Source organism: Vibrio rumoiensis (assembly GCF_002218045.2).
In the GTDB taxonomy this organism is placed as follows: Bacteria; Pseudomonadota; Gammaproteobacteria; order Enterobacterales; family Vibrionaceae; genus Vibrio; species Vibrio rumoiensis.
In genome coordinates, this window is the sequence record NZ_AP018685.1 from 1,569,494 (window position 1) to 1,582,169 (window position 12,676).

At 41.2% G+C, this 12,676-nt stretch carries 11 protein-coding genes and 1 pseudogene; 2 read left to right on the plus strand and 10 right to left on the minus strand.

All coding sequences use genetic code 11. From position 1 onward, the window contains the following. Positions 1 to 142: 142 nt before the first annotated feature. Together VRUMOI_RS07290 and VRUMOI_RS07295 are read right to left on the minus strand one after the other, a co-directional pair. Positions 143 to 1,327: an MFS transporter gene (locus VRUMOI_RS07290; protein ID WP_089139796.1), complete on the minus strand. Its 1,185-nt coding sequence runs from the start codon at positions 1,325 to 1,327 to the stop codon at positions 143 to 145. 25 nt (positions 1,328 to 1,352) lie between these two features. Then, positions 1,353 to 2,021, minus strand: coding sequence for an SDR family oxidoreductase (locus VRUMOI_RS07295; RefSeq protein WP_089139795.1), 669 nt, complete (start codon positions 2,019 to 2,021; stop codon positions 1,353 to 1,355). Between the two features lie 122 nt (positions 2,022 to 2,143). Here VRUMOI_RS07295 and VRUMOI_RS07300 point away from each other — a divergent pair, with 122 nt between their 5' ends. Together VRUMOI_RS07300 and VRUMOI_RS07305 are read left to right on the plus strand one after the other, a co-directional pair. After that, a complete protein-coding gene (locus tag VRUMOI_RS07300; RefSeq protein ID WP_089139794.1) occupies positions 2,144 to 3,079 on the plus strand; it encodes a LysR family transcriptional regulator in 936 nt (311 codons plus the stop codon). A 137-nt stretch (positions 3,080 to 3,216) separates the two neighbouring features. Then, positions 3,217 to 4,455, plus strand: coding sequence for a DEAD/DEAH box helicase (locus tag VRUMOI_RS07305; RefSeq protein ID WP_089139793.1), 1,239 nt, complete (start codon positions 3,217 to 3,219; stop codon positions 4,453 to 4,455). A gap of 121 nt (positions 4,456 to 4,576) precedes the next feature. On the opposite strand, the gene VRUMOI_RS07310 is transcribed toward VRUMOI_RS07305, so the two are convergent. The 8 genes and pseudogenes from VRUMOI_RS07310 to nhaA all read right to left on the minus strand — a co-directional run bounded on the left by VRUMOI_RS07310 (position 4,577) and on the right by nhaA (position 12,512). After that, on the minus strand, positions 4,577 to 4,984 hold the full coding sequence (locus tag VRUMOI_RS07310; RefSeq protein ID WP_089139792.1) for a hypothetical protein: 408 nt from the start codon (positions 4,982 to 4,984) through the stop codon (positions 4,577 to 4,579). A 124-nt stretch (positions 4,985 to 5,108) separates the two neighbouring features. After that, a pseudogene (locus tag VRUMOI_RS19465) lies at positions 5,109 to 5,323 on the minus strand (hypothetical protein); the annotation flags it as partial. Positions 5,324 to 5,332: 9 nt separating this feature from the next. Continuing rightward, entirely contained in the window at positions 5,333 to 5,797 is a 465-nt protein-coding gene (locus VRUMOI_RS07315; protein WP_089139791.1) for a methyltransferase family protein, read from the minus strand. Between the two features lie 7 nt (positions 5,798 to 5,804). Continuing rightward, positions 5,805 to 6,305 (minus strand): AAA family ATPase, encoded by a 501-nt coding sequence (locus VRUMOI_RS07320; protein WP_089139790.1) that lies wholly within the window; start codon positions 6,303 to 6,305, stop codon positions 5,805 to 5,807. A gap of 209 nt (positions 6,306 to 6,514) precedes the next feature. Next, positions 6,515 to 7,717: an enoyl-ACP reductase FabV gene (gene fabV, locus VRUMOI_RS07325; protein WP_089139789.1), complete on the minus strand. Its 1,203-nt coding sequence runs from the start codon at positions 7,715 to 7,717 to the stop codon at positions 6,515 to 6,517. A gap of 205 nt (positions 7,718 to 7,922) precedes the next feature. Further along, positions 7,923 to 10,220, minus strand: a complete 2,298-nt coding sequence (locus VRUMOI_RS07330) for an acyl-CoA dehydrogenase (RefSeq protein WP_089139788.1) — start codon at positions 10,218 to 10,220, stop codon at positions 7,923 to 7,925. 55 nt (positions 10,221 to 10,275) lie between these two features. Next, positions 10,276 to 10,905, minus strand: a complete 630-nt coding sequence (locus tag VRUMOI_RS07335; RefSeq protein WP_089139787.1) for a TetR/AcrR family transcriptional regulator — start codon at positions 10,903 to 10,905, stop codon at positions 10,276 to 10,278. A gap of 449 nt (positions 10,906 to 11,354) precedes the next feature. Then, positions 11,355 to 12,512, minus strand: a complete 1,158-nt coding sequence (gene nhaA, locus VRUMOI_RS07340) for a Na+/H+ antiporter NhaA (protein WP_089139786.1) — start codon at positions 12,510 to 12,512, stop codon at positions 11,355 to 11,357. Between the last annotated feature and the right edge of the window lie 164 nt (positions 12,513 to 12,676).

The following is a 12,676-nucleotide window of genomic DNA, read 5'->3' on the forward strand; positions in this document are numbered from 1 at the left end:
GGTAAGTAAAACTTAACGGTATTTAGGTTAAATGATGCTTTTATCAATTAACCAATCATGTGTAATTTCATAATGAAGCAGAAGAAGGTATATCTCCTCACCTCAAGCCCTATTGTTATGTTATTCAGCGTACTTTAACTCCTTAATGAGCAGGCGTCGGTTCAATATAAGGCTTGGTTTGTTGTCGGTTCGCTTTCACAATAATCACTAAACCAATCAGTGGTACAAGAGTCGCTGCATAAGGGATCATACCTGCTCCAACTTGGCTATCTAATATCACTCCACCTAGGAAACCACCAAAAGCATTAGCCAAATTGAAAGCTGAAATATTCGCTGTTGCCGCTAATTCTTGTCCGTCGCCACCATGTTTCATAACACGTAATTGCATAGCTGGAACATTCGCAAATGAGGCAATACCGAACACGAAAGCGGCAATCACAAACAACACTTTATTATCAATAACCAAGCCAACAAAAATCAGTGAAGCAATCATCATCACCGCCCAAAATACAGAGGCACGGTTAAGGTTTTTATCTGATGAACGACCACCTAGGATGTTTCCAATAATCAGACCTACCCCAACAATCACTAAGATCCAAGTCACTGCATTTTCACTAAAACCGGTTATGTGGATAGCAATAGGGGCAATGTATCCATAAAAGGTCATAAAACCAGCCCATGCTAAAGTTGTGATCGCTAAACTCATTAATAACATTGGGTTTTTAAATGCCATCAGTTGAGTTTTAATATTTTTAGCTTCACTGTGCCCTGTTGATTTAATTGATGTTAAGACAAACAGCATCGCAACCGCTCCAAATGCTGCTACGGTTAAAAAGGTATTCTGCCAACCGAATTGTAAACTTATCCATGTACCAGCAGGAACCCCGAGAACATTAGCAAGAGTTAACCCTGCAAACATTTGACCAACGGCTCTGCCTGCCATTTTTTCAGATACAAGGTGTGTCGCTACCACCGCTCCAATGCCATAAAAGGGACCTTGAACCAGTCCAGCGATAACACGGCTGACAAGCAATAAATCATAACTTGGAGCATAGGCGGACATAATATTACCCAGAATGAACAAGCTCATAAGCCCAGCTAATACCGCTTTCTTGTTAAACCGAGCTAAATAAATGGTTAAGATCGGGCCACCAATGACGATTGCTAATGCGTAGGCACTAATCAAATAACCAGCTTGCCCCTCTGTTATCGAAAGTGATATCGCAATTTGTAGCAATATACCGGCTATAACAAATTCAGCAGTACCAATCGCAAATGCTGCTAGTGTGAGTATCCATACTTGAAATGGGATTTTTTCGTTGCTCATAATGCATATCTCCATGCAATATAAATTATTGAATCAAAGCACCACCATCGACGTCGACAATGGCACCTGTCATATAAGGATTTTCAATGATCATCACATAAGCCATTGCAATATCTTTCGGTTCACCAACCTTTCCTACTGGTAAAGAACTCCCCGCATTTTGATACATAGATAAACGGTCAGATTCATTCATATTTTGATAAGCCTCAGTCATGGTTAAGCCAGGACTCACCGCATTAACACGTATTGGAGCAAGTTCCTTAGCAAGCACCTTCGTCATTGACTCTAATGCCGCATTAATGGTGGTTTTCACATAGGTATTTGCCACTACTTTTCGAGATAGCATACCGGTAGTAAATGTAATTGTTCCCTTTGGCTTTAAGTAACTAGCGGCATGTTTCGCCGCTTGAATCGCTCCCCAAAACTTGGTATCAAACGCTTGCTTTGCCTGTTCAATATTTACATCGATCAATTTACCAGTTGGCGCATAAGAACCTGCGGTGATAACTAGATGATCAAAAGGACCAATGGATTGGAAATAGCGATAAATCGATTTTTCATCGCTAATATCCAGTCCGGTTTGACGGCTTGCTATATGGACAATATTGTCGTTATTATCGAAATGTGAGGCGATCGCTTTACCAATACCAGAAGTTCCACCGATGATGACGTATGAACTTTTTTCTTGATTCATAATTTATCCTGTAAAGTTATTCATTTGATGGAAATGAGTATATGTATTTTTGTTAATTTGATAATTGGCTAGTTCATGAAAACATTATTCAGTTATTGTGAATAATAGAGGGAGAGGATGTGATGGATAAATTTTCAGATATGGTGATGTTTGTCAGCATAGTAAAGCATCAAGGCTTGGCTGCCGCGGGACGTGAATTAGGGTTATCGCCAGCGGCAATGACAGCAAGAGTTCAGGCTCTTGAAGAAAGATTTGGAGTCAAATTACTCAATCGAACTACTCGTCACCTATCACTAACCGATTCCGGTTCTCTGTACTATAAAACTTGTATTGAAATTTTAGACATTGTAACTGAGGCCGAAAATCTAATTCAAAGTGGCACAAAAGAAGTAAAAGGAGCTTTAAAAATCATCGCACCAAAGGATATTGGCAAACAATATATTCTTCCAATTTTATCAGATTTCATCCGACAACATCAGGGAGTTGTTCCCTACCTGTACCTCAATGACCATGTGTTAAATATTGCTGAATCGGGAATGGATATTGTAATTCAATATGGCGAACAGATGGATAGCAACCTCATTTCCAGAAAGCTATCTAGTAGTCGAAGAGTACTATGTGCCTCTCCTGAATATTTACGCAAACATGGAACCCCACTGATCCCCCATGACTTAGTGAACCATGACTGTTTGGCAATGCTACGAAGTGATGAAGAATTAAAAACTTGGCATTTTCAAGATCCAGATAAAAAAAGTTCAATTAGAGTCGAACCTAAACGTTTCTCGGATGATGGTGAAGTGATACGTCGCTGGGCGTTAGAAGGGGCTGGAATTGCACTTAAATCGATTTTAGATATACAGGATGATCTTAATAACCACCGTCTGACCACTGTATTAAATGGCTATATGAAAAACTTCGACTCTTCGACATCAGTATCGAGTGCAAACTTGAATGTTGTCTATCTCAGTCGAAAATATCAACCAAAACGTATTAAACTATTTTTAGATTTTCTATTTCAAGAGTTTCAGGTTCGATTGTCACCATACCAATCGCAATAATAAGCCACCTAATATATAGGCTGAACGCGGTTCCAGATAATGGCTAATAAGAAAATAACCTTTCATTTAATCTCGACACTCTGCTCGTAACCGCCTTGTGTGCTACACTCACGTTCATATTTTTCAGGTAAACATCCATGACCTTCAGTGCTCTCAAGCTCAATTCAACACTCCTTCAAGCTTTACCGAATTCTGTTGTCACTCCGACAACCATTCAACAGCAGGTTATACCTGAAATTTTAAATAAAGCCGATGTGCTTGCATTAGCACAAACGGGTAGTGGTAAAACCTATGCATTTGGTCTGCCAATGCTATCGATGATCGAATCCGAAGATAAAAAGAATGAAAGTATTCAAGCCGTCATCATCGTGCCAACTCGCGAACTTGCAAGACAAATAAGCCAAAACCTCTCCCCGCTTGCTCGTAGCCTTAATATCAATATGGCAAGCTTATTCGGTGGCATCGATATCGAACTGCAACGACAACAACTCGATAAAAAACCGAAGGTTATTATTGCAACACCTGGTCGCTTACTGGCGCTGTTAAAAGAAAAATGTCTCGACCTAGCATCAATGACACAATTGATCTTAGATGAAGCCGATCGCTTAATTGATATGGGATTTTGGAGCGATATTCAAAACATCATAAAAGCGATGCCTAACTCACGCCAGACCTTGTGCTTCTCTGCCACACTTGCTGATGATCTGGCGCAGAAAATGAATGCCATCATGCACGCCCCACAAAAGATTCAACCTCAGGAGCAAAATAGTGTGGCCGACAACATTAATGAGCATTTATACCTCGTGAACAAAGGCAGCAAAACCAATGCGCTATTAGCCTTGTTAGCCAAACACCCGCTACAGCAAATTTTGGTTTTTATTAGTGCCAAAGACAATGCAGATGCCTTGACCAAGAAACTGACGAAAGCTGGGATTAAGGTCGCAGCTCTTCATGGTAATAAAGATCAAACGACACGAGAGCAGACACTGGCGGACTTTAAAAAGCAGAATATTAAAGTCTTAATCGCAACGGATTTATTAGCGCGTGGTATTCATATCGAGGCTCTGCCAGTCGTGATTAATTTTGATCTTCCGGAAAACGCCCCGATTTATGTACACAGAGTTGGACGCACCGCACGTGCAGGTTACACAGGTCTGGCAATATCGTTAGTCTGTCACGCAGAAACCGTTGCATTAGAAGCGATACGTCACTTAACAGGCCGCTCATTGCCCCTGCAAAGCTTAGATGGGTTCCCTGTTACCGATAAGCCAAGCAGCGGCGCCGCTAAACGTCCACCTAAAGATAAACAAGCCAATCGCCGTAGCGCACAAAAACGTAGTATTAAAGAATTTAAGGCTAAGCCTAAGCGCGGTTAAAATTGAAAGTAGATGAATACTACGATTCAATCAAATGGGTGGTAATGGCGTTGAAAAACGCCTATTTGATGCAGGGAGTTAATTCAATTTTAGAAGAAATATAAGGTAATTATTGAAATGATTACTTTTTCTTACTTAGCTTAACCAAGGTTTCGTTCCACGCAATACTACCGTCTCGCTTGCTTACATCATACTCTGAGCAAAATTGCGATATCGTCATATTGTTATCACCCGTCGCTAACTTCAATGCTAACTGAACTTGTTGAAGCTTACTTTGAAGGCGCAATATTTGACCAGCGTTAGGATTCTTTTCTTTGGCATATTTTAAGGCTGCATGTTTGCGTTCTGCTGCCCCAGCTCTTCGATCAGCTTCACCCAATAAATATTTCAGCTGAGCAATACTTTTACCCTTTTTAAAGGCTGGTTCAATCAGTTCGACACACTCATCAAATGATGGGTTGACAACGTATTGGTCAATTTTTCGAGCTTGTTGGCGCATCCATTTCAGCGCGAGTTCTTCATCTGACATAATTGGATCTTTACAAAGAAATAGCTTTATATGGTATCGCTCAATAGCAAACCGTTGCAATAAAAAAGTGATTAGTCTTGTTGCATCACGGGTATAAAGAAAATCGAATTTCAGTCTTTTTGCTTTATGGCTGTGGATTTCCTATATAACTATCAAAAATCACCTGCCCAATATTTTAGCGATCGCCTCATTTCGTTCTTCCATAGAAGCTTCTGTTTGCGCAATATAGATACTGATTATTATTGGTGGTAGATGATCATTCCAAACAATAGCCGTAATACTCCTCGCGGCAAAGCCACCTGCGCCTGAACGATCCGCAATAAGCAAGTTATCTGGTAATGTGTCTGCTCATAACCAGCGACGTACTTTTTGACAATAGTCTGCGTATTCCTTGCCAAATTTTTGTCGTAGAAAACGCTCTTCAGGTTTAATTTGAAATTGAGTGATATACCAAACAAACGCGATGCATATTCCGGTAGTTAACCAGTTATTCAACCACACCGAAATCGCCAGTAAATTAAGCAATATCCCTAAGTACATTGGATTTCGTGAAATCCGATAAATACCATCGGTGACGAGAGTATTGGTGGCGTGTTTTAGATCAGGGTGAATGGTGGTTTCTGCTTGAATGAACTTTTTTACACCTGTCATCGCAAGCATCCCGCCAATAAGCACTAACCCTAGTACCATTCCCAAGCGATACTCTCCTACTCCTAGCGTCTCCCTAGGCAGCCAATAATCGAGCCCAAACATAATGATTACGGCAATCACAGCAACAATCGGCGGTTTTATTTTAAGCTCTAATGACTTCATATATACCCTAGTGGCTTTCTTTACGGATCGTTTTAATCATAAACCCTTCTTGGGGCTGAGGCGCTTCGAAATATTGGGTTACGTGTTGAAACATTGCCTCCGTATCGAATTTAGCGCGTGCAGGCTGCTCGATACGTCGATGTTTAATCTGCTCTAAACAGACCTCATTATCAGCATCAATATAGATCAGTTGATGCTTAGCTTGAGCATGGTCAAATAGCTGCTTAAACCACTCTCTTTGTTGGCGCGTATTGGCAGGAAAATCGAGGACGACATCGGTTCCCGCGGTAAGAATTTGTTGAATATGTTTGGAAAGTAACGGTTTTATTCTTGAAGCCAACTTTAAGTATTCTTCAAAATTGGTGATTTGATCAGGATACAATGCCGCTAACCACTCATCTTCACTGATATGAACCGCCTTAAGCTCTTTTGCCAATTGCAGAGAGTGAGTCGATTTACCGGCTCCCATTTTTCCAGCATAAAAATACAGTGTTGCTACATTTTCCATCTCATCTACCCTAACCACTACACCCGCCTCTCATACCCAAATATCATCATCGAATACGAGTTGCAGCATCTTATTGTCACTTGAATATAGTTATACCGATTATTACCATTAAAACATAGACCAAATCTAAAGTTGTTATGGTTTACAAATAATAAAAAAGACGCTCCGAGGAGCGCCTTCACTTTCATTCAAACTTCCACTAACGAAAATTATATGTCTTGTACGTCGAAGTTAACTTCTGGATTTACGTCAGCGTCGTAGTCAACACCGTCAACGCCAAAACCGAACAGTTTCAAGAATTCTTCTTTGTACTCTACGTAATCGGTTAACTCTTTCAAGTTTTCAGTCGTGACTTGAGGCCATAGATTACGACAATGCTGTTGAATGTCTTCACGTAACTCCCAATCGTCTAGGCGAAGGCGGTTCTTATCATCCACTTCTGGTGCACTACCATCTTCTTTATATAAACGCTGGGTGAACATGCGATAAATCTGTTCCATACACCCTTCGTGTACACCTTCTTCACGCATTTTCTTAAAGACCATTGCGATATAAAGAGGCATCACTGGAATAGCAGAACTTGCTTGAGTCACAACGCTCTTCAATACGGCAACGTTCGCAGTACCGTTAAGATCCGCAAGCTTCTCATTTAACGCAGCAGCCGCGCGATCTAGGTCCATTTTCGCTTGACCTAGTGCGCCATCCCAATAGATTGGCCATGTTAGCTCTGTACCGATGTAACTATAAGCAACCGTTTTACAACCTTCAGCTAATACGCCCGCCTCAGCCAGCGCAGCCATCCAAAGTTCCCAATCTTCGCCACCCATAACCGTGACAGTATCTTTAATTTCTTGCTCGGTTGCAGGCTCAACACTCGCTTCAATAATAACGTCTTTATTGGTATCAACAGCTGTTGCAGTATACGTTTCGCCAATCGGTTTAAGAGATGAACGAATCACTTCACCGGTTTCTGGCATTTTACGCACTGGTGATGCTAATGAATAAACCACCATGTCGATTTGGCCAAGATCAGCTTTGATCAGGTCAATCGTTTTTTGTTTTGCTTCATTTGAGAAAGCATCACCGTTTAGGCTCTTAGAGTATAAACCTTCTTCTTTGGCAAACTTGTCAAAAGCTGCTGAGTTATACCAACCCGCTGTGCCAGTTTTTTTCTCTGTACCTGGCTTTTCGAAAAACACACCGATTGTCGATGCGCCACCGCCAAATGCAGCCGCAATACGAGATGACAAGCCATAGCCACTTGAAGAACCAACGACAAGTACACGTTTTGGTGCATTGGCTATTGGACCTTGTGCTTTTGTATAGGCAATTTGTTCTTTTACGTTTGCTTCACAACCCACAGGATGTGTTGTTGTACAGATAAATCCACGGATTTTCGGTTTGATGATCATATTCAGCTTCCTTTAAAAAACCCCTGTAGGATAAAAGTTTATCCAAGGTTTCGCATCTTATTTCTGCATTTTTTTGCTTATATACCCAAGAGGTTAGACCTGTTTAACCAAGTCTCCACCAAAGCAAAAACGCCACAGTAGCTGTGGCGTTGTCATTAAGTATACTCAAGAATCATCTATTTTGTATGATATGCGCGCCTTCAGATCAAGCAGCGCTATCAAGCTTTTTTGACGATTTATCCTTATTATCGGCATCATGAGTACGAATTTCACTGAAATCATGGCTAAAGTGGTCAACTTGAATTGAACGATATCGAATTTCGTCTGCTTTCAATACTTGCTCGGCTTCATCTTGAGTTAAGATTTTTTGTTCAACCGCCGCTTGTAAACGTTCATTCAAAGGACCAGCTTTCGCTAACTTGCCATCTTTTACCGCTTTCATCATTTTACGCTCTAGATGCTTCACACCGTACATGGCGATGAATGCTCTTTCAATTAGACCAACATTATCGTTTTCATCTTCACCAATGTAGCAAAGGTGTGTTAGACGATCACGATGCGCTCCAGGAGTCATCAAGCTTTCCGCCACTTTAGTTTTTTGCTTATCAGATGGTGCTTTGAAACGATTGCCAAATGGGAAAACCAATAGTTTCAGCAGATTACCTGCAATACGACTCGGAATATTACGATACGCTTCTTCTAGACCATTTGCCGCTTGGCTTAAACAATGGTTCATCGCGTAATGAACATAATCAAGATCGTCTTTTTGACAGCCTTCATCTTCATAACGTTTTAAAACCGCAGAGCCTAAATATAAGTAGCTCAATGCATCACCAAGACGTGCGGATAGCATTTCTTTACGTTTTAACTCTCCACCGAGCGTGAGCATCGCAAAATCTGTAGTCACCGCAAGCGCTTTACTCAAGCGAGTCATGTCGCGGTAGTATTGCTTGGTTGCACCAGAGGTATGAGATTTCGCAAAGCGAGAACCGGTTAACGCCATGCTAAAAGCGCCTAGGCTATTTTTAATCGCATAGCCCATGTGTTTGAATAACAACTCATCGAAAGCTTTTGCGCCCGCTTTTTCATCTGGATTTGCCGCCGCTTCCATTTCGGGTAACACAAATGGGTGGCAGCGTGTTGCGCCTTGGCCAAATATCATTAAGTTACGGGTTAAAATGTTCGCGCCTTCTACCGTGATAGCCACCGGTACGCCATAGTAATGGTGCGCTAAATAGTTCATTGGGCCAGTTTGAATCGCACGACCAGAATGAATATCCATTGCATCATTTAAGATAGTTCGACCCATTTCGGTCATATGATATTTCGCAATCGCAGTTACAATCCCCGGCTTCTCGCCCATATCAAGTGATGTCGTGGTCAGCGTGCGGGCAGCTTCAAGCATATAAGTCATGCCACCAATACGCGCCATGGCATCGGCCACACCTTCAAATTTACCAATCGACATACCAAATTGCTTACGAACATATCCATAAGCACCGGTTGTACGGCTAGTTAGGTGACCAATTGCGGTGCCAAGTGCTGGAAGTGAAATACCACGACCCGCAGATAAACATTCCACCAGCATACGCCAGCCTTTACCTGCGTAATCTGCACCACCAATCAACCAATCCATTGGAATAAAAATATCTTCACCACGAGTTGGGCCATTCATAAATGCAAGGCCAAGTGGATCGTGACGCTCACCAATCTCGACCCCTTCATGGTCAGCAGGAATAAGAGCACAGGTAATACCAAGGTGGTCTTTATCGCCAAGTAGGTGCTCAGGATCATCTAATTTAAAGGCCAGCCCCAACACCGTCGCCACCGGTGCTAACGTGATATAACGTTTATTCCAGCTCAGGCGAATACCTAAAACTTCTTCACCATTGTGCATCCCTTTGCACACCACACCTTTATCAGGAATGCCGCCAGCATCTGAACCCGCTTCAGGGCCAGTTAATGCAAAACACGGAATGTCGGTACCATCCGATAAGCGTGGCAGCCAATAGTCTTTTTGCTCTTGAGTACCGTAATGTGAGAGTAGCTCACCTGGACCTAAAGAATTGGGAACCATTACGGTGACTGCAGCACTAATACTGCGTGTCGCAATCTTTGTCACAATGGTTGAATTAGCGTGAGCTGAGAAATTCAAGCCACCATAAGCTTTATCAATGATCAGTGCGAAGAACTTTTCTTTGCGGATGTAATCCCACACTTCTTTAGGTAGATCGCGGTCTTCTTGCACCACTTTGTAGTCATCAAGCATCGCAAGTAAGGTTTCGACTTGATTATCAATGAACGACTGCTCTTCTTCCGTCAGAGTCGGTTTTGGATAGTTATGTAAAGTTTGCCAATCTGGTGAACCAGAAAAGAGCTGGCCATCCCACCAAACGCTACCCGCTTCCATCGCTTCTCTTTCTGTACTGGACAGCGGTGGTAATACTTGTTTAAACCATTTAAACGCTGGGTCACTGATCCATTTTTGTCTTAGCGAGCTCATAATCTATTCCTTTTATCCACGTTATTAGTCTAGTCGTTTTTATTATGTTCTGTATCTATGCTTGAGCGGCAACACCTGCCGCTAAGTATGGGATGAGTTGTTGGATAAACACATCTGAATCAACCTTTTTCCCATAAGAGTTATAGGCGATTTCAGCCAGTGCTTTACTAGATGACATGGTGAAGACACACGTCCCTAGGGTGAAGTGTAATCGCCAAAACAAAGTTTCCGCATCGAGTGCTGGGTTAGCTTTTTTTACTGAGTCGGTAAATAAGTTCAGCACACTGCTGTATCGCGTTGTGATAAACCAGCGTAAATGCCCTTGTACATCCGTATAACCACGTCCCGTTAAAAGCATGAACCGACTTGCGCCATTTGGTCTCAGTTTATCTAGGGATAATAAAGGTTGAGTTAGCGTGTTGAATACATCTGTCATGGTATAGTCACCACGTAAATTTAATTCCGTTAAACTTTTTTCCAACTCAGGCATGAAGGCTTCTAAATAGCGGTTAAGCACCGCCCTAACCAACGTTTTTTTATCACCAAAATGATAGTTAACTGAGGCTAAATTCACGTTAGCTTTGGTGGTGATCGTTCGTAATGACGTATCATTAAATCCATGCTCAGCAAATAAGGCCTCTGCCACATCCATGATTTTTGCTTTTGTTTTGTTTTTTGCCGTCATTTTAATCACTCGTATTAAACACCTGTTTGAATATTATCAAGATAGCTCAAACGAACAAGAGGCAACGATCACAAATACGAAACATTACTTATACAACAATTTAATATTCAAACTAATTCAATAGCTTAATAAAAATGTCACTTTTTTTTGAAAAAAGATTGAACTGAATGAAATTCGCTTAGTCCTATATTACGTAGCAAGTGGAAATGAGCTGGAAAGCTGTCTTAGTTTATTCATCCATCAAGATTTTCTACACCTAACTGCAATTTTTTCATATACAACTCCTATATTGTTTTTAGCCCATTTCATTTTGATTTGGGCTTTTTTTTATCTTTTGCTTTTCAATCCCAATTTCGTATTACTTGACTTATCGCCCTGATTCTCAATAAATTGCAGGTACAAAAAAGGCCACTTATTTAGTGGCCTTTGTCGCTATCAGCAGAATAATGCTAGTTTTCAATGTTGGCTTTTTTCGGTAAGAACATATGCAATAGCAAATAACCTAAGATAGCAGCGGTTGTTGAGCCGATTAAAATCCCTAACCGTGCATAGGTATCAAAGGCTGCATCAACATTGGTAAACGCCAATGACGAGATAAAAATCGACATAGTGAAACCAATACCACACAGGACTGAAACCGCAAATATTTGTTTAAAGTTGACACCTTCTGGTAACTTAGCGAGACCTGTTTTCACGGAGACCCAACTAAAAGCAAAAACACCTAAAGGCTTACCAACTAATAACCCAAGCGCGATCCCCATAGGTACAGTTGATGCTAACCCACTTAATGAGACACCAGCCAAAGAAATACCAGCGTTTGCAAAAGCAAAGATAGGTAAAATTAAGAAATTCACATACGGATGCAATGCATGCTCTAGTGTTTTCAATGGTGATTTCCCACCTTTTTCACCTTCTAGAGGAATCGCAAAACCAATTAATACACCAGCTAATGTGGCATGTACGCCTGATTTCAACACACTCACCCATAAAATAAAACCAACAATCAAATACCAACGTGTTTTAGTGACATTCTTCATATTCATGTAAAACAACACAGCCGTTGAAATAAAGCCAACCAGCAGTGCAAGGCTTGATAAATCACTCGAGTAAAATAACGCGATAATAACCACGACACCTAAGTCATCAATGATTGCCAAGGCAAGTAAGAATACTTTTAGGCTCACTGGCACTCGTGGGCCCAATAAAGCCATGATCCCTAATGCAAATGCAATATCAGTCGCCGCAGGAATTGCCCAACCGCTCACAGCAACAGAGTCACTATAATTAAAAACTAAATAAATAAGTGCAGGAGCGAGCATACCACCAATTGCTGCAATGGCAGGAAAGACTGCCGTTTCTTTAGAACGTAGCGCGCCAATCAATAGCTCTCGTTTCACTTCCAAACCAATTAATAGGAAGAATACCGCCATCAGACCGTCATTAATCCAATGAGAAGCCGACATTCCTAGAATGTAAGTATGAAGAGCATCTTGGTATAGAGGACCAAAAGATGAATTGGCGATCAACATTGCAATAACAGCGGCGATCACGAGAATGATGCCACTTGCTGATTCCATCTTAAAAAAATTAATTACTTTATCGCGCATTACCTTTTCCTTAGTCTGGCGTTAAGTCACTTAACAAAACATCCGTTGATACTATCTGGATATTTTAAACTATAAAAATCGATTGTTTAGAGACTTAACATCGGTTTTTCCGAGCTAATAAGCGTTCGATCAATATTAAAGCGATGAAATAAGTAATCGATATA

Coding starts and splice junctions, on each gene's coding strand:
- VRUMOI_RS07335 (WP_089139787.1), bottom strand. CDS start 10,905: ATGACGGCAAAAAACAAAACAAAAGCAAAAATCATGGATGTGGCAGAG.
- VRUMOI_RS07305 (WP_089139793.1), top strand. CDS start 3,217: ATGACCTTCAGTGCTCTCAAGCTCAATTCAACACTCCTTCAAGCTTTA.
- nhaA (WP_089139786.1), bottom strand. CDS start 12,512: ATGCGCGATAAAGTAATTAATTTTTTTAAGATGGAATCAGCAAGTGGC.
- VRUMOI_RS07315 (WP_089139791.1), bottom strand. CDS start 5,797: ATGAAGTCATTAGAGCTTAAAATAAAACCGCCGATTGTTGCTGTGATT.
- VRUMOI_RS07320 (WP_089139790.1), bottom strand. CDS start 6,305: ATGGAAAATGTAGCAACACTGTATTTTTATGCTGGAAAAATGGGAGCC.
- VRUMOI_RS07330 (WP_089139788.1), bottom strand. CDS start 10,220: ATGAGCTCGCTAAGACAAAAATGGATCAGTGACCCAGCGTTTAAATGG.
- VRUMOI_RS07295 (WP_089139795.1), bottom strand. CDS start 2,021: ATGAATCAAGAAAAAAGTTCATACGTCATCATCGGTGGAACTTCTGGT.
- fabV (WP_089139789.1), bottom strand. CDS start 7,717: ATGATCATCAAACCGAAAATCCGTGGATTTATCTGTACAACAACACAT.
- VRUMOI_RS07290 (WP_089139796.1), bottom strand. CDS start 1,327: ATGAGCAACGAAAAAATCCCATTTCAAGTATGGATACTCACACTAGCA.
- VRUMOI_RS07310 (WP_089139792.1), bottom strand. CDS start 4,984: ATGTCAGATGAAGAACTCGCGCTGAAATGGATGCGCCAACAAGCTCGA.
- VRUMOI_RS07300 (WP_089139794.1), top strand. CDS start 2,144: ATGGATAAATTTTCAGATATGGTGATGTTTGTCAGCATAGTAAAGCAT.